Source organism: Pseudomonas aylmerensis (genome assembly GCF_001702265.1).
Taxonomy (GTDB): Bacteria; Pseudomonadota; Gammaproteobacteria; order Pseudomonadales; family Pseudomonadaceae; genus Aquipseudomonas; species Aquipseudomonas aylmerensis.
Map to the genome: position 1 here is coordinate 178,320 of NZ_MAUE01000013.1, position 20,971 is coordinate 199,290.

At 61.0% G+C, this 20,971-nt stretch carries 21 protein-coding genes; 14 read left to right on the forward strand and 7 right to left on the reverse strand.

What is annotated here, in order from left to right:
- The 5 genes from BBG20_RS11550 to BBG20_RS11570 all read left to right on the forward strand — a co-directional run bounded on the left by BBG20_RS11550 (position 1) and on the right by BBG20_RS11570 (position 7,289).
- Entirely contained in the window at positions 1 to 930 is a 930-nt protein-coding gene (locus BBG20_RS11550) for an ABC transporter permease (RefSeq protein WP_065903230.1), read from the forward strand.
- Complete coding sequence (locus tag BBG20_RS11555; protein ID WP_065903232.1) at positions 920 to 1,729, forward strand: ABC transporter permease; 810 nt, start codon at positions 920 to 922, stop codon at positions 1,727 to 1,729. The genes BBG20_RS11550 and BBG20_RS11555 overlap by 11 nt, the downstream gene beginning before the upstream one ends.
- Before the next feature lie 159 nt (positions 1,730 to 1,888).
- Entirely contained in the window at positions 1,889 to 3,313 is a 1,425-nt protein-coding gene (locus BBG20_RS11560; protein WP_065903235.1) for a gamma-aminobutyraldehyde dehydrogenase, read from the forward strand.
- A 119-nt stretch (positions 3,314 to 3,432) separates the two neighbouring features.
- Positions 3,433 to 5,295, forward strand: coding sequence for an NAD(P)/FAD-dependent oxidoreductase (locus BBG20_RS11565; RefSeq protein ID WP_065903239.1), 1,863 nt, complete (start codon positions 3,433 to 3,435; stop codon positions 5,293 to 5,295).
- A gap of 368 nt (positions 5,296 to 5,663) precedes the next feature.
- Entirely contained in the window at positions 5,664 to 7,289 is a 1,626-nt protein-coding gene (locus BBG20_RS11570) for a glucan biosynthesis protein D (RefSeq protein ID WP_065903242.1), read from the forward strand.
- A 52-nt stretch (positions 7,290 to 7,341) separates the two neighbouring features.
- Here the strand turns inward: BBG20_RS11570 and BBG20_RS11575 are convergent, their stop codons facing one another.
- The 3 genes from BBG20_RS11575 to BBG20_RS11585 all read right to left on the reverse strand — a co-directional run bounded on the left by BBG20_RS11575 (position 7,342) and on the right by BBG20_RS11585 (position 11,018).
- On the reverse strand, positions 7,342 to 7,527 hold the full coding sequence (locus BBG20_RS11575; protein WP_065903245.1) for a hypothetical protein: 186 nt from the start codon (positions 7,525 to 7,527) through the stop codon (positions 7,342 to 7,344).
- Between the two features lie 272 nt (positions 7,528 to 7,799).
- Entirely contained in the window at positions 7,800 to 8,906 is a 1,107-nt protein-coding gene (locus BBG20_RS11580) for an NADH:flavin oxidoreductase/NADH oxidase (RefSeq protein WP_065903248.1), read from the reverse strand.
- Between the two features lie 210 nt (positions 8,907 to 9,116).
- Positions 9,117 to 11,018, reverse strand: coding sequence for a potassium transporter Kup (locus BBG20_RS11585; RefSeq protein ID WP_065903251.1), 1,902 nt, complete (start codon positions 11,016 to 11,018; stop codon positions 9,117 to 9,119).
- A gap of 409 nt (positions 11,019 to 11,427) precedes the next feature.
- Between BBG20_RS11585 and BBG20_RS11590 the strand changes: the two genes are divergently transcribed.
- From BBG20_RS11590 to tsaA, 7 genes are all read left to right on the forward strand, one after another.
- Entirely contained in the window at positions 11,428 to 11,751 is a 324-nt protein-coding gene (locus BBG20_RS11590) for a type II toxin-antitoxin system RelE/ParE family toxin (RefSeq protein ID WP_065903254.1), read from the forward strand.
- Positions 11,748 to 12,083, forward strand: a complete 336-nt coding sequence (locus tag BBG20_RS11595) for an addiction module antidote protein (RefSeq protein ID WP_065903255.1) — start codon at positions 11,748 to 11,750, stop codon at positions 12,081 to 12,083. The genes BBG20_RS11590 and BBG20_RS11595 overlap by 4 nt, the downstream gene beginning before the upstream one ends.
- 180 nt (positions 12,084 to 12,263) lie before the next feature.
- Positions 12,264 to 13,604, forward strand: a complete 1,341-nt coding sequence (gene rimO / locus BBG20_RS11600; protein WP_065903257.1) for a 30S ribosomal protein S12 methylthiotransferase RimO — start codon at positions 12,264 to 12,266, stop codon at positions 13,602 to 13,604.
- A gap of 103 nt (positions 13,605 to 13,707) precedes the next feature.
- Entirely contained in the window at positions 13,708 to 14,178 is a 471-nt protein-coding gene (locus BBG20_RS11605) for a GNAT family N-acetyltransferase (protein WP_065903260.1), read from the forward strand.
- Between the two features lie 183 nt (positions 14,179 to 14,361).
- A complete protein-coding gene (locus tag BBG20_RS11610) occupies positions 14,362 to 15,072 on the forward strand; it encodes an rRNA pseudouridine synthase (RefSeq protein WP_065903263.1) in 711 nt (236 codons plus the stop codon).
- Between the two features lie 68 nt (positions 15,073 to 15,140).
- Positions 15,141 to 15,602 carry a YehS family protein gene (locus BBG20_RS11615; protein WP_043048901.1) on the forward strand — a complete coding sequence of 154 codons (462 nt, stop codon included), beginning with the start codon at positions 15,141 to 15,143 and terminating at the stop codon, positions 15,600 to 15,602.
- Between the two features lie 57 nt (positions 15,603 to 15,659).
- Entirely contained in the window at positions 15,660 to 16,355 is a 696-nt protein-coding gene (tsaA, locus tag BBG20_RS11620) for a tRNA (N6-threonylcarbamoyladenosine(37)-N6)-methyltransferase TrmO (protein WP_065903267.1), read from the forward strand.
- An 81-nt stretch (positions 16,356 to 16,436) separates the two neighbouring features.
- Here tsaA and fpr read toward each other — a convergent pair whose 3' ends face one another.
- Positions 16,437 to 17,216 carry a ferredoxin-NADP reductase gene (gene fpr, locus BBG20_RS11625; protein WP_003189055.1) on the reverse strand — a complete coding sequence of 260 codons (780 nt, stop codon included), beginning with the start codon at positions 17,214 to 17,216 and terminating at the stop codon, positions 16,437 to 16,439.
- A gap of 124 nt (positions 17,217 to 17,340) precedes the next feature.
- Between fpr and BBG20_RS11630 the strand changes: the two genes are divergently transcribed.
- Positions 17,341 to 18,267 carry a LysR family transcriptional regulator gene (locus BBG20_RS11630; RefSeq protein WP_010212678.1) on the forward strand — a complete coding sequence of 309 codons (927 nt, stop codon included), beginning with the start codon at positions 17,341 to 17,343 and terminating at the stop codon, positions 18,265 to 18,267.
- 3 nt (positions 18,268 to 18,270) lie between these two features.
- Here BBG20_RS11630 and BBG20_RS11635 read toward each other — a convergent pair whose 3' ends face one another.
- From BBG20_RS11635 to BBG20_RS11645, 3 genes are all read right to left on the reverse strand, one after another.
- On the reverse strand, positions 18,271 to 18,633 hold the full coding sequence (locus BBG20_RS11635) for a diacylglycerol kinase (protein WP_017137081.1): 363 nt from the start codon (positions 18,631 to 18,633) through the stop codon (positions 18,271 to 18,273).
- Positions 18,634 to 18,708: 75 nt separating this feature from the next.
- A complete protein-coding gene (gene erdR, locus BBG20_RS11640) occupies positions 18,709 to 19,359 on the reverse strand; it encodes a response regulator transcription factor ErdR (protein ID WP_065903269.1) in 651 nt (216 codons plus the stop codon).
- Positions 19,360 to 19,611: 252 nt separating this feature from the next.
- Positions 19,612 to 20,331 (reverse strand): tRNA-uridine aminocarboxypropyltransferase, encoded by a 720-nt coding sequence (locus tag BBG20_RS11645; protein ID WP_065903271.1) that lies wholly within the window; start codon positions 20,329 to 20,331, stop codon positions 19,612 to 19,614.
- Positions 20,332 to 20,509: 178 nt separating this feature from the next.
- Here BBG20_RS11645 and BBG20_RS11650 point away from each other — a divergent pair, with 178 nt between their 5' ends.
- Complete coding sequence (locus tag BBG20_RS11650) at positions 20,510 to 20,950, forward strand: PA3611 family quorum-sensing-regulated virulence factor (protein ID WP_065903274.1); 441 nt, start codon at positions 20,510 to 20,512, stop codon at positions 20,948 to 20,950.
- Positions 20,951 to 20,971 lie beyond the last annotated feature (21 nt).

Genomic DNA, 20,971 nt, shown 5'->3' on the forward strand with positions numbered 1-20,971 from the left:
ATGACTTCGGCCCTTTCCCAACCGCCGATGCGCAGGTTTTCCAACCTGCTGTACCGCAAGCCCAACCTGTACCTGGCAATGCTGCTGGTACCGCCGCTGATCTGGTTCGGCGCGATCTACCTGGGCTCACTGCTGACCCTGCTGTGGCAAGGTTTCTATACCTTCGACGACTTCACCATGGCGGTCACGCCGGACCTGACCCTGGCCAACTTCGCCGCCCTGTTCCAGCCGTCGAACTTCGACATCATCGTGCGCACCCTGAGCATGGCGATCGTGGTGTCGATCGCCAGCGCCATCGTCGCCTTCCCGATCGCCTACTACATGGCGCGCTACACCACGGGCAAGACCAAGGCGTTCTTCTATATCGCGGTGATGATGCCGATGTGGGCCAGCTATATCGTCAAGGCGTATGCCTGGACCTTGCTGCTGGCCAAGGGCGGCGTCGCACAGTGGTTCGTGCAGCACCTGGGGCTGGAACCGCTGCTGCAGTTCGTGCTGGGCATTCCCGGCGTGGGCGGCAGCACCTTGAGCACCTCGCACCTGGGGCGCTTCATGGTGTTCTTGTACATCTGGCTGCCGTTCATGATCCTGCCGATCCAGGCCTCGCTGGAACGCTTGCCGCCGTCCCTGCTGCAAGCCTCGGCGGATCTCGGGGCCAAGCCGCGCCAAACCTTCATGCAGGTGATTTTGCCGCTGTCGGTGCCGGGCATTGCCGCCGGTTCGATCTTCACGTTCTCGCTGACCCTGGGCGACTTCATCGTGCCGCAACTGGTGGGCCCGCCGGGCTACTTCGTCGGCGGCATGGTGTACGCCCAGCAAGGTGCCATCGGCAACATGCCCATGGCCGCCGCGTTCACCCTGGTACCGATCGTGCTGATCGCGGTTTACCTGTCCATCGTCAAACGCCTGGGGGCCTTCGATGCACTCTGAAAAAGCTTCGTGGAGCCTGAAAATAGCGGCTTGGGGCGGGTTGGTTTTCCTGCACTTCCCGATCCTGATCATCTTCCTCTACGCCTTCAACACCGAAGAAGCCGCGTTCAGCTTTCCGCCCCAGGGCTTTACCCTGAAGTGGTTCAGCGTGGCCTTCGCCCGGCCCGACGTGCTCGAAGCGATCAAGCTGTCGCTGCAGATCGCGGCCATCGCCACGTTGATCGCCATGGTGCTCGGCACCCTGGCCTCGGCGGCGCTATATCGGCGCGAATTCTTCGGCAAGCAAGGCGTGTCGCTGATGCTGATCCTGCCGATTGCGCTACCGGGGATCATCACCGGTATCGCACTGCTGGCGACGTTCAAGACGCTGGGCATCGAGCCCGGGATGTTCACCATCATCGTCGGCCACGCGACCTTCTGCGTGGTGATCGTCTACAACAACGTGATCGCGCGCCTGCGGCGTACTTCCCACAGCCTCATCGAAGCCTCGATGGACCTGGGTGCCGACGGCTGGCAGACCTTCCGCTACATCATCATGCCCAACCTCGGCTCGGCGCTGCTGGCCGGCGGCATGCTCGCGTTTGCGCTGTCGTTCGACGAAATCATCGTCACCACCTTCACCGCCGGCCACGAGCGCACCTTGCCGCTGTGGCTGCTCAACCAGCTCAGCCGGCCACGCGATGTGCCGGTGACCAACGTGGTCGCGATGCTGGTGATGCTGGTGACGATGTTCCCGATTCTCGGTGCCTACTACCTGACGCGCGGCGGTGAAAGCGTGGCCGGGAGTGGCGGTAAATAACTGACAACCCATTGCTACTGTTGAAACACGGTCAATGTGGCAGCTGGCGTGCCTGCGATAGCGGTATCAACTCAACCACCGCAATCGCAGGCAAGCCAGCTCCCACAGTCGAACCGGTTTCTCCAGAGATAGAACTGTCGCTTTGAGGAGGAATTAACCATGCAAACCAAACTGTTGATCAACGGCCACCTGGTCGAAGGCGAAGGCCCGGCCCAAGCCGTATTCAACCCGGCGCTCGGCCGCGTGCTGGTGGAAATCAAGGAAGCCAGCGAAGCCCAGGTCGACGCCGCCGTGCGCGCCGCCGATGCCGCCTTTGAAGGCTGGTCGCAGACCGCACCCAAAGACCGCTCCTTGCTGCTGCTCAAACTGGCGGACGTGATCGAGGCCCACGGTGAAGAGCTGGCCAAGCTGGAATCGGACAACTGCGGCAAGCCCTACAGCGCCGCACTGAACGATGAGATCCCGGCGATTGCCGACGTGTTCCGCTTCTTTGCCGGTGCCAGCCGTTGCATGAGCGGGTCGGCTGGCGGCGAATACCTGCCCGGTCACACCTCGATGATCCGTCGCGACCCGGTGGGCGTCATCGCTTCCATCGCGCCGTGGAACTACCCGCTGATGATGGTCGCCTGGAAAATCGCCCCTGCCCTGGCTGCCGGTAATACCGTGGTGCTCAAGCCGTCGGAACAAACCCCGCTGACGGCGTTGCGCATGGTCGAACTGGCCGCCGATATTTTCCCGGCCGGTGTCCTCAACCTGGTGTTCGGGCGTGGTCCGACCGTGGGCAGCCCGTTGGTGAACCACCCGAAAGTGCGCATGGTGTCGCTGACCGGCTCCATCGCTACCGGCGCGAACATCATCTCCAGCACCGCCGACAGCGTGAAGCGCATGCACATGGAGCTGGGCGGCAAGGCCCCGGTGATCATCTTCAACGATGCCGATATCGACGCGGCCGTCGAAGGCATTCGCACCTTCGGCTTCTACAACGCCGGCCAGGACTGCACCGCGGCGTGCCGCATCTATGCCCAGGCGGATATCTACGATGCGTTTGTCGAGAAGCTCGGCGCGGCAGTCGCCAGCATCCAGTACGGCCTGCAGGATGACCCGGCCACCGAGCTCGGCCCGCTGATCACCGCGCAGCACCGCGACCGCGTCGCCGGTTTTGTCGAACGCGCCGTGGCCCAGCCGCACATCCGCCTGGTGACCGGCGGCAAGGCGGTGGAAGGCAATGGTTTCTTCTTTGAACCGACGGTGCTGGCCGATGCACAGCAGGACGACGAAATCGTGCGCCGCGAGGTGTTCGGGCCGGTGGTGTCGGTGACTAAATTCACCGATGAAGCGCAGGTGCTCGGCTGGGCCAACGATTCGGACTACGGCCTGGCGTCATCCGTATGGACCGCCGATGTCGGACGCGCCCATCGCCTGGCCGCGCGTTTGCAATATGGCTGCACCTGGGTCAACACCCACTTCATGCTCGTCAGTGAAATGCCCCACGGCGGTCAGAAACTGTCCGGGTATGGCAAGGACATGTCCATGTATGGGCTGGAGGACTACACCACCGTACGCCATGTGATGTTCAAGCACTGACGCTTTACCCCTGTGTGCGGGCTTGCCCGCGATGGCGGCGTGTCTGTGCCGACGCTATCGCGAGCAAGCCCGCTCCCACAGGGGACCTCCTCATAACAATAAATAATTCGTAGGTTCCCATGGACATTACCCGCCGCGACTTCCTCAACGGCGTCGCCATCACTATTGCCGCCGGCATGACCCCGCTGCAAATCCTCCAGGCCGCGCCCGACGGCCGCTACTACCCGCCCGCCCTCACCGGCCTGCGCGGCAGCCATGTCGGCTCGTTCGAAGTGGCGCACCAGATGGGCTGGGAAAAGAAGGTCTTCGACACCGACAAACTGCCGATCACCGAGAACTATGACCTGGTGGTGGTCGGGGGCGGCCTGAGTGGTCTGTCGGCGGCGTGGTTCTACCGCGAGAAGCACCCCAAGGCGAAGATCCTGATCCTGGAAAACCACGACGACTTCGGCGGCCATGCCAAGCGCAATGAATTCCAGGCCGGCGGCCGCATGATCATCGGCTACGGCGGCAGCGAGGCGTTCCAGTCGCCCAACCACCTCTACAGCAAGCAAGTAAATGGCCTGCTGAAAAAACTCGGGGTGAACATCAAGCGCTTCGAGACCGCCTTCGACCGCCAGTTCTACCCGGGCCTGGGGTTGTCGCGCGGGGTGTTCTTCGACAAGGAGAACTTTGGCGAAGACAAACTGGTGACCGGCGACCCGACGCCGATGGTCGCCGACGACATCGCGCCCGACCAATTGCATGCGCGCTCCATCAGCGACTTCATCAATGACTTCCCGCTGCCACCCGCCGACCGTCAGGCGTTGATCGAGCTGCACACGGCGCCCAAGGATTACCTGCCGGGCAAGACGGCCGAGCAAAAGGCCGACTACCTGGCGGTCACCAGTTACCGCGATTTCCTGCTGAAGAACGTCGGATTATCGGAAGGCGCGGTGAAGTACTTCCAGAGCCGCACCAATGACTTCATGGCCTTGAGCATCGATGCCGTGGCATCGTCCGACGCCTATAACGTGGGATTCCCAGGTTTCGGCGGCATGAACCTGGCACCGATCAGCGAAGAAGCCGCTGCCGAAATGGAAGAGCCCTACATCTACCACTTCCCGGATGGCAACGCGTCACTCGCACGCCTGCTGGTGCGCAGCCTGGTCCCCGGCGTGGCACCCGGGCACACCATGGACGATATCGTGCTGGCAGCGTTTGACTACGCCAAGCTCGATCAACCCAAGGCGCCGGTACGGGTGCGCTTGAACAGCACGGCGGTCAGCGTGCGCAACGTGGGCGACAGCGTGCATATCGGCTACAGCCGTGGCGGACAACTCGCACAGGTGCGTGGCAAACGCTGCATCCTGGCCTGCTACAACATGATGATCCCGTACCTGCTCAAGGACCTGCCGGCCCCCCAGGCCCACGCCTTGAGCCAGAACGTGAAATTCCCGCTGGTGTACACCAAGGTGGTGATCCGCAACTGGCAATCGTTCCAGAAACTTGGCGTGCATGAGATTTACGCGGCCACCCAACCGTACAGCCGCATCAAACTGGACTACCCGGTGAGCATGGGTGGCTACGACCACCCGCGCGACCCGACGCAGCCGATTGGCTTGCACATGGTCTACGTGCCCACCAGCCCCAACAGCGGCATGAACGCCCGCGACCAGGCGCGCGCCGGGCGCGGCAAGTTGTATGCGCAGACCTTCGAGCAACTGGAAACGCAATTGCGTGACCAACTGCAACGCATGCTCGGCCCGGGTGGGTTCAACCACGAGACCGATATCCTCGGGATCACGGTGAATCGCTGGTCCCATGGCTATGCATACTTTTCCAACAGCTTGTTCGACAACGCCGGCGAGAGCGAAGCGCTGATGAACCTGGCGCGCAAGCCGCTGGGGCACGTGAGCATCGCCAACTCGGATGCGGCGTGGAGTGCGTACGCCCATGCGGCGATTGATGAGGCGTACCGGGCGGTCGGCGAGGTGAGTTGAAGGCCACGTGTGGCGAAGGCTTCCTGTGGTAAGCGGGGCGTGGCCCGCGTTGGACTGCGCAGCAGCCCCTTCGAGGCAGCGGTGCTCTTTGAGACACACCGAATGTCGGGTATTGGGGCTGCTTTGCAGCCCAACGCGGGGCAAGCCCGCTCGCCACAGGGGGACTGTCTGCTCCTGAGAAATACCTTGTTTCATATGCAACGCCATCACGCCGCTATCAATCATTTTTCCTACGTCATCGAACCGCTTAAGCTATCCGGCGTCTGTTTATTGTCCGTTGCGTTTGGCCGAAGGCATGTCCGAACCGTACTTTCTGATCCAGCACGTGCCAGGAACGGCGCGGGATTTGCTCACGACAGGTTGTCTCTATGCACCGTAGGAATTTGCTCAAAGTGTCCATGGCCATTGCGGCTTACACCGGTTTGTCGGCCAGCGGCCTGCTCGCCGCGCAGGCTTGGGCCGGGAATCGCGCCGCCGATGGCAAGGCCGTGGCGTTTGATTTTGAAACGCTCAAGGCCCAGGCCAAGCAGCTCGCCGGGACCGCGTATAAAGACACCAAACAGGTACTCCCGCCCACCCTGGCGACCATGACCCCGCAGAATTTCAACGCCATCGGGTACGACGGCAACCATTCGCTGTGGAAGGAATTGAACGGCCAACTGGACGTGCAGTTCTTCCACGTCGGCATGGGGTTCAAGACGCCGGTGCGCATGCACAGCGTCGACCCCAAGACCCGTGAAGCCCGCGAAGTGCATTTCCGCCCTTCACTGTTCAACTATGAAAAAACCACCGTCGACACCAAACAGTTGACCGGCGACCTGGGTTTCTCCGGCTTCAAGCTGTTCAAGGCACCGGAACTGGATCGCCACGACGTGCTGTCGTTTCTCGGCGCCAGCTACTTCCGCGCGGTGGATTCCACCGGCCAGTACGGCCTTTCCGCACGGGGCCTGGCGATTGATACCTACGCGAAGAAGCGCGAAGAGTTCCCCGACTTCACGCAGTTCTGGTTCGAGACCCCGGACAAGAACGCCACCCGCTTTGTGGTCTACGCCCTGCTCGACTCGCCGAGCGCCACCGGCGCCTATCGCTTCGATATCGACTGCCAGGCCAACCAGGTGGTGATGGCGATCGACGCCAACATCAATGCGCGCACCGCCATCGAACAACTGGGCATCGCGCCGATGACCAGCATGTTCAGTTGCGGCACCCACGAACGCCGCATGTGCGACACCATCCACCCGCAAATCCACGACTCGGATCGCCTGGCGATGTGGCGTGGCAATGGCGAGTGGATTTGTCGCCCGCTGAACAACCCGGCCAAGCTGCAGTTCAACGCATTCGCCGACACCGACCCGAAAGGCTTCGGCCTGGTGCAGACCGACCATGAGTTCGCCAGCTACCAGGACACTGTGGACTGGTACAGCAAGCGCCCAAGCCTGTGGGTAGAACCGACCACCGCCTGGGGCGAAGGCTCGATCGACCTGCTGGAGATCCCCACCACCGGCGAGACCCTGGACAACATCGTGGCCTTCTGGACACCGAAAAAACCGGTGGCGCCTGGCGATTCGCTCAACTATGGCTACAAGCTCTACTGGAGCGCCCTGCCCCCGGTCAGCACGCCGCTGGCACAGGTCGACGCGACCCGTTCGGGCATGGGCGGCTTCACTGAAGGTTGGGCACCGGGCGAGCATTACCCAGAGGTGTGGGCGCGTCGGTTTGCCGTGGACTTCAAGGGCGGCGGCCTCGATCGCCTGCCGGCCGGCACCGGGATCGAGCCGGTGGTGACCTGCTCCCACGGCGAAGTGAAAGACTTCAGCGTGCTGGTGCTCGACAACATCAAGGGCTATCGGATCCTGTTCGACTGGTACCCGACCAGCGACAGCGTCGAGCCGGTGGAACTGCGCCTGTTCATCCGCACCCAGGACCGCACCTTGAGTGAAACCTGGCTGTATCAGTACTTCCCGCCGGCACCCGAGGCGCGTAAATACGCGTGATGCCACCTGTGGGAGCGAGGTTGCTCGCTCCCACAGGACTCAAATGCCCGCCTCAGAACCGCGACACACTCTTCATTGCCCCAATCAGATATCGCATCGCCACCTGGTCACTCTCGTTCAGGGCGCGATACTGCGCGAGTAATTCAGCCTCGTCCGAACTCAACCTGCAGCCACGCATGAACAACCTGCGGGCCAGAAAAGACACCACTGCACCCGCAACACCATAGGACTTGGCCATGGACTGTTTCTCCTGATATCGATCAAATACTCCTGGCGCCCATCACCTGCATCCCCTTAAGCACAAGGCCTGCGCGGACAAACGGACTGACTCCCTGGGCCAGAAATCAGACTTACCCTAAGCGTAGAAACAATCTGGTCACGTGTGGGATTTTTTTAGAGCTTTCACTTAAAAAATCTCTTGAGTAACAATCACCTACGGACTTTTCCCACAGCATCATGCAAAAAAAACCCACCGATTCATGGTGGGTTTCGAGTGCGGCGCGAGGCGGATCAATCCCTCAAGTCAGACTCATGAATCGGCTGGTCTCGATGGGTTGCCCGTTGATACTGCGCCGGCCAGGTCGCCTTGCGCCCGCCGAGGTCATCATCGGCATGCAGCGGCCAGTACGGGTCCCGCAGCAGTTCACGGGCCAGGAAGATAATATCGGCCTGGCAGGTGCGCAGGATGTGCTCAGCCTGTGCCGGTTCGGTGATCATGCCCACCGTGCCGGTGGCGATGCCTGACTCTTTGCGTACCCGTTCGGCGAAGCGCGTCTGGTAGCCGGGCCCCGTCGGAATCTCGGCATTGGCGGCGGTGCCACCAGAGGACACGTCGATCAGGTCCACACCCAAATCCTTCAAGCGGCGCGCCAATTCCACGGTTTCATCAGGGTTCCAGCCATCTTCCACCCAGTCGGTGGCCGACACCCGCACAAACAGCGGCAGGTCCTGAGGCCAGGCCGCACGCACGGCTTCGGTGACTTGCAGCACCAGGCGGATACGGTTTTCAAAAGAGCCGCCGTATTGGTCCTGGCGTTGATTGCTGATCGGCGAGAGAAATTGATGCAGCAGGTAACCGTGAGCCGCATGGATTTCCACCACTTCAAACCCGGCCGTGAGCGCGCGCTTGGCGGCGGCGACAAAGTCGGCGATCACCTGTTGGATCTGCCCTTCGTCCAACTGCCGGGGCTGTGTGTGATTGGGGTCAAAGGCAATCGGCGACGGCCCCACCGGCACCCACCCGCCGTCCTCCGGGTTGACGCTGCCATGCTTGCCGATCCATGGCCGATGAGTACTGGCCTTGCGCCCGGCATGGGCCAGCTGGATCCCGGCCACGGCGCCCTGGGCTGCGATAAACCGCGTGATGCGTTGCAGCGGTTCGATCTGTTCGTCGTTCCACAGGCCCAGGTCTTCGGCAGTGATACGGCCATCGGCGGTCACCGCGGTGGCCTCGGTGAAGATCAGCCCGGCGCCGCCGACTGCGCGACTGCCAAGGTGGACCAGGTGCCAGTCATTGGCCAGGCCATCGACGCTGGAGTATTGGCACATCGGCGACACGGCGATGCGGTTGAGCAGGGTCAATTGGCGCAGGGTATAGGGTTCGAGCAGCTGACTCATGGCGCACCTCTTCTGGGCTTTTTGGGCTCTTTTAACTGAGCAGGCTTGCTCGCGAAAGACTCACCGGCGCCGCGTGTATTCAGGATCAACGCGTTTTAATTGACGTTTTTCGCGAGCAAGCTTGCTCCTACAGCCTAGTCGACAACGTTGGATTGCACAGGGTTCAGAACGAAAGCGGGAGCCGATTACCGGCTCCCGTCGTGCACAGGCTTACATCTCGACCTGGGTGCCCAGTTCGATCACGCGGTTGACCGGGAGCTTGAAGAACCGCAGGTTGCCGTTGGCATTCTTCAACATGAACGCGAACAGCGCTTCACGCCAACGGGCCATGCCCTTGATGCGCGAGGCGATCACCGTTTCACGGCTGAGGAAGTAGGTGGTGCGCATCGGGCTGAAATCCAGCTCGTCGAGGTGGCACAGCTTCAGCGCTTCAGGCACGTCCGGCTCATCGGTAAAGCCAAAGTGCAGGATCACCCGGAAGAACCCCTCGCCGTAGGCATCCACCTCGAAGCGCCGGGCGGCCGGTACGCGTGGAATATCCTCGTAGACCACCGTCAGCAGCACCACTTGCTCGTGCAGCACCTGGTTGTGCAACAGGTTGTGCAACAGCGCATGGGGCACGGCGTCCGGGCGCGCGGTGAGGAACACCGCCGTACCCTGCACGCGATGCGGCGGTTGCACACGGATGCTGCTGATAAAGATCGGCAACGGCAGGCCGCCTTCGTCGAGGCGCTCGACCAGCAACTGCTTGCCGCGCTTCCACGTGGTCATCAGCACAAAGAGCACGATCCCCGCCAAGACCGGGAAGGCGCCGCCCTGGATGATCTTCGGCACGTTGGCGGCGAAGTACAGCCCGTCGACCAGCAGGCAGCAGACCAATACCGGCACGGCCAGGATCGGTGGCCATTTCCACAGCAGCAGCATCACCGCCGACACCAGGATCGTGGTCATCAGCATGGTACCGGTCACGGCTACACCGTAGGCCGACGCCAGTGCGTTGGAGGACTCGAAGCCCAGCACCAGCAGGATCACGCCGACCATCAGCGACCAATTCACCGCGCCGATGTAGATCTGGCCCTGCTCGGCACTGGACGTGTGTTGGATGTGCATGCGCGGGATATAACCCAACTGGATCGCCTGGCGCGTCAACGAGAACGCACCGGAAATCACCGCCTGCGACGCAATCACCGTGGCCAGGGTCGACAGCACCACCAGCGGGATCAGCGCCCAACTCGGCGCCAGCAAGTAGAATGGGTTGCGCGCAGCTTCCGGATCGCCGAGCAGCATCGCGCCCTGGCCGAAATAATTGAGCACCAACGCCGGCAGCACCAGGATGAACCAGGCGCGGGCGATGGGCTTGCGGCCGAAGTGCCCCATGTCTGCGTACAGCGCCTCGGCACCGGTCAAAGCCAGCACCACCGCCCCCAGGATCGCCACGCCAATGCCGGGGTGAGCCTCGAAGAAACGCACGCCCCACATCGGGTTCAAGGCGTTGAGCACTTCAGGGTGCAGGGTGATGCCATACACACCAAGGCCACCCAGCACCAGGAACCAGGTCACCATCACCGGTCCGAACAGCTTGCCGATGCGGTCGGTGCCGTGTTTCTGGATCAGAAACAACGCCACCAACACGACCAGCGCGATGGGCACAACCCATTTATCCAGGCCATCGAATGCCAGTTCCAGGCCTTCAATGGCCGACAAGACCGAAATCGCCGGGGTGATCATGCTGTCGCCGTAGAACAGCGCAGCCCCGCACAAGCCACAGACCACGAGGAAATTGCGCAGCTTCTTGCGCTCCCCCGCCGCCCGGCGCGCCAGCGCGGTCAGCGCCATGATGCCGCCCTCGCCCTGGTTGTCCGCACGCAGTACAAACAGCATGTACTTGATCGACACCACCCAGATCAGTGACCAGAAAATCAGCGCCAGGATCCCCAGCACCCCATCATGGTTGACCTGAACCCCATACCCCCCATTGAACACCTCTTTAAGGGTGTAGAGCGGGCTGGTGCCGATATCGCCGTAAACCACCCCGACCGCTGCCACCAGCATGCCAATCGGCTTGGCGTTTGAATGCTCGGCACCTGCTGCCTGACTACTCGCGTGACCCATCAACCACTCCTGCCCTTTGACCTGAGGTCTTTTATAAACAACGCGCCTAAGCTGACCCTAGCATGCGCTGTTTTACTTCTCGTAACAGACGTTTTATTGACCCAGGGGTTCTACCCATGTGCAACGGCGCGAAGCATAGCGCAGCACTCGTCGCATTTCCCTGCTCAAGTGATAAGGGTGGCGTTTTCTGCCGTCATTAAAAGAGATCAAGGCATTTTGGGGCCTATTTGCCTGCATTGAGCGCATCACGGCCGACCGTATATTTTGGGCCCGGCTTAGTAATGCTGCCTTTAGGGGTGCAAGCGGGGTTTCCTTGACCGGCTTACCTGATCCATCAATCGTGCCCCTGCGGCGCGCAGTCGATACAAAAACTCAATCGTCGACCTGTCTCTTTTAAAGTACATTCCTTATGTACGAAGTGAAACACGTCCTGTCAGTCAACGGCGTAGACATCTACCAAGCTTGGCTGGACACCGTGCAAAACACCCGTTCAAAGGTAAGAATCACCACCAGAGTGGACCGAGCATGCCTTGGTCACTTTGGGGTGGCGGAGCCGGTGGGTGATGGGGTCTTTGAGATGAAGCTCGACTTCGGACCCGGGCTTCGCGTGTATTACGCAATCGTGGATCGAAAAATTGTTTTCCTGTTGGGTGGTGGCTCAAAGGCCAGACAGCAGAACGACATCGATCAGGCCAAGGCTCTCTGGAAATCCTACAAGGAGCAGCAAAAATGACCATTCGTACTCGTTCTCATGAAGAGAGTGTTCTTGAAATGCTCCGAGACGACGAAGCATTTGCCCTGGAATATCTGTCCGTCGCACTTGAGGAAATCGATGAAGCGGGGGGTGAGGACGCGTTCCTTGTCGCTATTCGTCGAGTGGCGGAAGCTCGTGGCGGAATGCTCAGCTTGTCGCAGAACACCGGGCTCAATAGAGCTAATCTCTACAGATCCATCGCCGTCGGCGGCGACCCAAAACTTTCCACCCTGCTGAAAGTGCTCCAGGCGTTGGGGGTGGGCCTGTCCAAAGTCGTCGCGCACCGCACGGAGCAGGACGTGCGGGCTTGAGAGCGTGGAAGGGCTCTGCGAATTACCCAACGCAGCACTCGTCGCATTTCCCTGCATAAAGCTGGTCAAGTGCGTTGCCCGTCGCTAGAATTGCGCACTTTTTGATCAGAGGCACACCAAGTGCCCGTCCGCAGCCCTGTCGTGCCCGACTGGCGGCGTCATTCAATACCGAGGTTAGACATGTCCACCACCATCGCAAAGGCCAACCCCAAGGTTGGCTTTGTTTCCCTGGGTTGCCCGAAGGCTCTGGTCGACTCCGAACGCATCCTGACCCAACTGCGCATGGAAGGTTATGACGTGGTGTCCACTTATCAGGACGCCGACGTGGTGGTGGTCAACACCTGCGGCTTCATCGACTCGGCCAAGGCGGAGTCGCTGGAAGTGATCGGCGAGGCCATCAAGGAAAACGGCAAGGTCATCGTGACCGGCTGCATGGGCGTGGAAGAAGGCAATATCCGCAACGTGCACCCAAGCGTGTTGGCCGTGACCGGCCCGCAGCAGTACGAGCAGGTGGTCAACGCCGTGCACGAAGTCGTGCCGCCGCGCCAGGACCACAACCCGCTGATCGACCTGGTGCCGCCGCAGGGCATCAAGCTGACCCCGCGCCACTATGCGTACCTGAAGATTTCCGAAGGCTGCAACCACAGCTGCAGCTTCTGCATTATCCCCTCGATGCGCGGCAAGCTGGTCAGCCGCCCGGTCGGTGATGTACTGGACGAGGCCCAGCGCCTGGTCAAATCCGGCGTGAAAGAGCTGCTGGTGATCTCCCAGGACACCAGCGCCTACGGCGTCGACGCGAAATACCGCACCGGCTTCTGGAACGGCGCGCCGGTGAAAACCCGCATGACCGAGCTCTGCGAAGCCCTCAGCAGCCTCGGCGTGTGGGTGCGCCTGCACTACGTTTACCCGTATCCGCACGTGGACGAGCTGATCCCGTTGATGGCCGCCGGCAAGATCCTGCCGTACCTGGACATCCCGTTCCAGCACGCCAGCCCGAAAGTCCTGAAAGCCATGAAACGCCCGGCCTTCGAAGACAAGACCCTGGCACGCATCAAGAACTGGCGCGAGATCTGCCCGGAGCTGATCATTCGCTCGACCTTTATCGTCGGTTTCCCCGGCGAAACCGAAGAAGACTTCCAGTACCTGCTGGACTGGCTGACCGAGGCCCAACTGGACCGCGTCGGCTGCTTCCAGTACTCGCCGGTGGAAGGCGCTCCGGCCAACCTGCTGGACCTGGCCGTGGTGCCGGATGACGTCAAGCAGGACCGTTGGGAGCGTTTCATGGCGCACCAGCAGGCCATCAGCTCGGCGCGCCTGCAATTGCGCATCGGCAAGGAAATCGAAGTGCTGATCGACGAAGTCGACGAGCAAGGCGCGGTCGGCCGCTGCTTCTTCGATGCCCCGGAGATCGACGGTAACGTGTTTATCGACGATGCCAGCGGTTTGAAGCCGGGTGACAAGGTCTGGTGCACCGTGACGGACGCCGACGAATACGACCTGTGGGCCGAGAAGCGTGACTGACGTGTAATATTTTGAAAAAGCCCTGCCTCTGGACAAGATGCGGGGCTTTTTTAGGTCTATCGTTTTGCCCATCAGCGCACATCAAGGCAAAGGGGCAGCGGGCATGCGTCAGCATTCGGTTATCCACACACCTAAAATCAGCGATTACGCCGAATTGGCACACATCTGGGAGGCATCGGTGCGGGCCACCCACGATTTTCTGCCAGACAGTTACATCGAGTTGCTGAAAAACCTGGTGCTGACCCGCTACCTGGACGCGGTGATGCTGATTTGCACCAAGGACTCGCGCCAACGCATCACCGGGTTTGCCGGCGTCGCTGCGGGCAAGGTCGAGATGCTGTTCATCGACCCGCAACACCGGGGCCAGGGCCTCGGCCGCCAACTGCTGCGCTACGCGATCGAGCGCATGAATGCCGACGAACTGGACGTGAACGAACAAAACCCGCAGGCCCTGGGGTTTTACTTCAAGCAGGGGTTCGAGGTGATCGGACGCACGGAGCATGATGGTCTTGGGCAGCCGTATCCGTTGCTGCACATGCGCTTGCGCCAGCAGCAACAGCTACGCAGTGGCTGACACAGCGCAGAACACCTGTGGGAGCTGGCTTGCCTGCGATGCAGACAACTCGGTGTATCGGGTGTACCGAGGCGACGCCATCGCAGGCAAGCTCCGACAAAAAGCAGCAGCACTGAAATGGGGCCGGGATTAACCGGCGCCAGGCAGGTACAATAACCGCCCCCTTTTGTTACGGCCCTTGTCATGACTGACCCCATACGCCTCTCCAAACGCCTCATCGAACTGGTCGGTTGCTCCCGTCGGGAGGCTGAGCTGTTTATCGAAGGCGGCTGGGTCTCGGTGGACGGCGAAGTGATCGACGAGCCGCAGTTCAAGGTCACCACGCAGAACGTCGAGCTGGACCCCGAAGCCAAGGCCACTGCGCCGGAGCCGGTGACCATACTGCTGCACGCGCCTGCCGGCGTGGATGCCGAGACGGCATTGGCGTCGATCAGCGCCGAGACCTTGTCCGAAGAGCATCGCTTCGGCAAACGCCCGCTCAAGGGCCATTTCCTGCGCCTGAGCGCCAGCGCCGACCTGCAAGCCAAGGCCAGCGGGCTGCTGGTCTTCACCCAGGACTGGAAGATCCTGCGCAAGTTGACCGCCGATGCCGCCAAGATCGAGCAGGAATACGTGGTCGAGGTCGAAGGCGACATGGTTGCGCACGGCCTCAACCGCCTGAACCACGGCCTGACTTACAAAGGCAAAGAGCTGCCTGCCGTGAAAGCCAGCTGGCAGAACGAAAACCGCCTGCGCTTTGCCATGAAAAACCCGCAACCGGGCGTGATCGCCCTGTTCTGCGAAGCCGTTGGCCTGAAAGTCGTCGCCATCCGCCGCATCCGCATCGGCGGCGTGTCCATCGGCAAAGTGCCGGTTGGCCAATGGCGTTATATGTCCGGCAAAGAGAAGTTCTAAGCCGCGCACCTTTTCTCGATACCGCCTCACCCGGCGGTGTCCACCGTTGAAAACCAGGATTGCCCACCATGATTCACAATGACGTACTGCGCAGCGTGCGCTACATGCTCGATATCAGCGATAACAAGATGGTCGAGATCATCAAACTCGGCGGCATGGACGTAACCAAGGAAGACCTGCTGACCTACCTCAAGAAAGATGAGGAAGAAGGCTTTGTGTTCTGCCCGGATGAAGTCATGGCCCATTTCCTCGACGGCCTGGTGATTTTCAAGCGCGGCAAGGACGAAAGCCGTCCGCCGCAGCCGATCGAGACCCCGGTGACCAACAACATCATCCTCAAGAAGCTGCGCGTGGCCTTCGAGCTGAAGGAAGACGACATGCACGCCATCCTCAAGGCCGCCGAGTTCCCGGTGTCCAAGCCGGAGCTGAGCGCGCTGTTTCGCAAGTTCGGCCACACCAACTACCGCCCGTGCGGCGACCAGTTGCTGCGCAACTTCCTCAAGGGGCTGACGCTGCGCGTCAGAGCTTAAATCAGCTACAAGCTTCAAGCGCCAAGAGCTTGCAGCTTGCCACTTGAGGCTTCAAAAATGAGTTACAGCGTCTCGCCCATCGGCTTTGTCCGCTCCTGTTTCAAGGAGAAGTTCGCCATCCCGCGCCAGCCGCAACTGGCACCTGCCGCACGGGGCGTGCTGGAATTGGTCGCGCCGTTCGACCAGGGTGAGGCGGTGCAGGGCCTGGAGCAGGTCAGCCATGTGTGGCTGTTGTTCCTGTTTCACCAGGCACTGGAAGACAAGCCGCGCCTCAAGGTGCGCCCGCCGCGCCTGGGCGGCAACACGTCCATGGGCGTATTTGCCACCCGCGCGACGCATCGGCCCAACGGCATTGGTCAATCGGTGGTCAAGCTGGACAGGGTCGAGCCGGGCAAACTGTGGATTTCCGGGCTCGATTTGCTCGATGGCACGCCGGTATTGGATATCAAGCCGTATGTGCCCTATGCCGACATCGTCGACACGGCCACCAACCACATCGCCAGAAGCGCGCCGCCGCTGATTACGGTGCAGTGGCTGAAGACCGCGTTGCATCAGGCACAAGGCCACGCCCAGCGCCTTGACGAGCCGTTGGTGGCGCTGATCGAGCAGTGCCTGGCCCAGGATCCGCGACCGGCGTATCAAACCCCGGGGCCGGAGCGTGAATATGGCGCGCAGTTCTGGGATGTGGATGTGCGCTGGCACTATCCCGAGGCCGGGATGATTTGCGTGCTGGAAGTGGTTGCGGCCCAGTAAACCGCAGTCATGAAAAAGCCCGCGCTGCCTTCAGGCAACGCGGGCTTTTCTTTTTACTGTAGGAGCTGGCTCCTACACGGATTACTTCTCGACGAAGGCACGTTCGATCAAGTAGTCACCCGGCTCACGCATGCGTGGCGAAACCTTCAGGCCGAAGCTGTTCAGCACTTCGCTGGTCTCGTCCAACATGCTGGGGCTGCCGCACAGCATGGCGCGGTCGTCCTCGGGGTTGATCGGTGGCAGGCCGATGTCGCTGAACAGCTTGCCGCTGCGCATCAGGTCGGTCAGGCGGCCTTCGTTCTCGAACGGCTCGCGGGTCACGGTCGGGTAGTAGATCAGCTTGTCACGCAGCGCTTCGCCGAAGAATTCGTTCTGCGGCAGGTGTTCGGTGATGAACTCGCGGTAGGCGACTTCATTGACGTAACGCACGCCGTGGCACAGGATCACTTTTTCGAAACGCTCGTAGGTTTCCGGGTCCTGGATCACGCTCATGAACGGCGCCAGGCCAGTACCGGTGCTGAGCAGGTACAGGTGTTTGCCCGGCTTCAAATCGTCAAGCACCAGGGTGCCTGTCGGTTTTTTGCTGATGATGATCTCGTCGCCTTCCTTCAAGTGCTGCAATTGGGAAGTCAGCGGGCCATCGGGCACCTTGATGCTGAAGAACTCCAGATGCTCTTCCCAATTCGGGCTGGCAATCGAGTAAGCGCGCATGAGCGGGCGGCCGTTGGGCTGTTGCAGGCCGATCATCACGAACTGACCGTTCTCGAAGCGCAGGCCCGGATCGCGGGTGCACTTGAAGCTGAACAGAGTGTCGTTCCAGTGATGAACACTGAGGACACGCTCGTGGTTCATGTTGCTCATGTACGGGGGACTCCTGGAAATGGGTCTGCGCCAAATGATAGGTGCGCAATTGCACAGCATTCTAATGGCGGCGACAATATCTGTTAACTGGATTATTAAGATAAGGGTTATCGGTTATATCGATATGCGATTTACTCTCCGTCAACTGCAAGTCTTCGTCGCCGTCGCCCAGCAGGAAAGCGTCTCGCGCGCTGCTGGCCTTCTGGCCTTATCGCAATCCGCCGCCAGCACCTCGATCACCGAGCTGGAGCGCCAATCCAGCTGCCAATTATTCGACCGCGCCGGTAAGCGCCTGAGTCTCAACGCCTTGGGTCACCAGCTGTTACCCCAGGCGGTGGCGCTGCTGGACCAGGCCAAGGAGATCGAGGACCTGCTCAACGGCAAGTCCGGCTTCGGCTCGCTGGCGGTGGGCGCCACCCTGACCATCGGCAATTACCTGGCCACGTTGCTGATCGGCAGCTTCATGCAACAGCACCCCGAGAGCCAGGTGAAGCTGCATGTGCAGAACACTGCACATATCGTGCACCAGGTGGCGCACTACGAAATTGACCTGGGTCTAATCGAAGGCGACTGCAGCCACCCGGACATCGAAGTACAAACCTGGGTAGAAGATGAGCTGGTGGTGTTTTGCGCGCCGCAGCATCACCTGGCCAAGCGCGGTGTGGCGAGCATGGATGAGCTGACCCACGAAGCCTGGATCCTGCGCGAACAAGGCTCAGGTACGCGCCTGACGTTCGACCAGGCCATGCGCCATCACCGCAGCGCGCTGAATATCCGCCTGGAGCTGGAACATACCGAGGCGATCAAGCGGGCGGTTGAGTCGGGATTGGGGATTGGCTGCATCTCTCGCCTGGCGCTGCGCGATGCATTCCGCCGTGGCAGCCTGGTACCGGTGGAAACCCCGGACCTGGACCTGGCCCGGCAGTTCTACTTCATCTGGCACAAACAGAAGTACCAGACCTCGGCGATGCGCGAATTCCTCGAGCTGTGCCGCGCCTTCACCGCCGGGGTTCAGCGCAGCGACGAGATCGTGCTGCCGAGCATTGCCTGAGGGTTAGATCAGGATCACGGCCCACACCAGCGTGATCATGGTCAGTGCTACAAATTGCGCGGCGCTGCCCATGTCCTTGGCATTTTTCGACAACGGGTGGCGGTCCAGGGAAATACGGTCGATGGCCGCCTCTACCGCCGAATTGAGCAATTCGACGATCAGCGCCAGCAGGCACACCGCGATCAGCAACGCCCGCTCCACCCGGCTGACGTGCAGGAAAAAGCTCAGCGGGATCAGGATAACGTTGAGCAGCACCAACTGACGGAAGGCCGCCTCGCCAGTGAACGCCGCGCGCAGGCCATCCAGGGAGTAACCCCCTGCATTGAAGATACGTTTGATACCGGTTTGACCCTTGAAAGGCGACATAGACGTAGGCAACTGAACCAAAGAAGTGGGGAAACTAGATCACGCCAAGTCAAAAAAGCGTGAATCGCTGACAGCTTAGTGCTGCGAAATTGACTCAAGTTGTTGCAAGAGCAGCGCCGCCTGGGTGCGTGTACGCACTCCCAACTTGCGGAAGATCGCCGTCACATGGGCCTTGATCGTCGCTTCGGACACGCTCAGCTCGAAGGCAATCTGCTTGTTCAACAAGCCTTCGCAGACCATGGTCAGCACGCGGAACTGCTGGGGTGTGAGGCTGGCCAGGCCATCGCGGGCGGCCTTGGCTTCGTCGGACACGTTGATTTCTTCAAACGCCTGTGGCGGCCAGGACACATCGCCATCCAACACGGTGCGTACTGCTTTCTGGATATCTTCCATCGAGCTGGACTTGGGAATGAAACCGCTGGCGCCAAACTCCTTGGAGCGCACCACCACATCGGCTTCTTCCTGGGCCGAAACCATCACCACGGGAATCTGCGGGTATTGCCCGCGCAGCAGCACCAGCCCGGAGAAACCGTAGGCACCCGGCATGTTCAGGTCGAGCAGCACCAGGTCCCAGTCGGATTTTTCGGTGAGGCGGGCTTCCAGTTCGGCAATGCTGGCCACTTCGACCAAGCGTACGTCAGGGCCCAGGCCCAGGGTGACGGCTTGATGCAGCGCACTGCGAAACAGCGGGTGGTCATCGGCTATCAGGATTTCGTATGTGGCCATTGATTAAATGATCCTGTTTTTTATGGCAGCCCTGATGGGTTCAGGGTTCACCAAGACACAAGGCGACAGCCAGGCAGCCGACGCCACAGGGTACGTTCAACGTCAAAAGCACTTGGAACGACGTCGAAAATTCACGGTTGCACCCCAATCGGCGCCCAGCATGCCCAGCGCAGCCTGGGGGGTCAAGCACTACGCCCGCGGGCATTTTAGCGGGGCGCGGGTTTACGGTGCCATCATGCAAACGTCGTCTGGTTATACCGCAGGTATATAAGGTGCCAGACGAGTATGGACGATGTCGGTCGGGTCCAGGGGCAGCTGGAACTTGGCAGCCAGGTAATGGCTGCTGAAGACGTCGAGGTAGGCGTCCAGCACTTCGCTGGCGGCGCCATCGTCGGCCAACTCAAGGCACAAGGCCGCGACTTCGGCGGTGCAGAAATGGTCATCGCGCTTGGAGCGACGCAGTTTGTAGCGCGAGAGCTGCTCGGGCGCCAGGCTCAATACCGGCAAATGCTCCAGGTACGGGCTTTTGCGGAACATCTTGCGCGCTTCGCTCCACGTGCCATCCAGCAGGATGAACAACGGGCGCTTGCCCTCCTCCACCGCCACAGCGCTGACGACGCGCTCGGGCGCGACAAATTCGCCGGGGAACACGATATAGGGTTGCCACTGCGGGTCAGCCAGCAAGGTGAGCAAATCCGGGTCGACTTCAGTGCGCGACCAGGCAAACGCCGTGGTGTCGTCGATCACATCGGCAATCAGCCAGCCGGTGTTGCTGGGCTTCATCGGCTCGACATCATGCATCAACAGGCACATCGCCGACCTGGCCGCGACCTTGGGTCGCCAGGCGCACAAGCAATACTTGGGGATCACGCGGCAGCCGGGGCAGCGTTCGGCCCGCGAGCCACGATTCAGAAACGGCCTGACGGCCCGCGCCAGGCGCTGGGTACGCAGGCGGGAAACGGCGTGGCTCATTGGGTGGGCCGTAAAGAGGGGTAGATCAACACGGAAAAACTCGTGGAAGACTGAAGTGGCGGCAGTTTACCAGCGATACGCCTGGCTGTAGTGGCAACGGCTCACCTATAATTGCGCGCCACTGAACGCACAGCGCAGTGGCTGGTCTATGCACCAGTAACCGAATCAGGAGAGTTTCATGCTGCGTTCCATGCTGCGTCTTGCCGCCCCTTCCATCGCCCTTGCGCTGGTATTGCCCGTGGGCGCCCAGGCAGCCTCGCTGCTGGAGGCCCAAATGAACCGGAAGCTGCAAAGCGTCGCGGCCGAGAGCAACAAGGACCTGCCCCGGGAAATCGACGAAAAAACCCTGGAAGTGGCCTACACCGTTGAAGGCATGCAGTTGATCGATCACTTGAGCGTGTTGCCCGACCGCGCCGAACAGATGCGTGCCAACCCCAAGGCGGTGTATTTCCAACTGGGCCAGAGCGTGTGCCTGAACAAAGGCTACCGCGAGCTGATGGCCAAGGGTGCGGTAATGCGCTACGAAATCACCGAGAACAAGACCAACCGTCCTGTGGCATCGGTGAAGTTCGTGGAAGCGGACTGCCCGGCACCGGCTGCCGCCAAGAAGAAAAAGTAACCCTTGCCTGCCCCCAGCGCG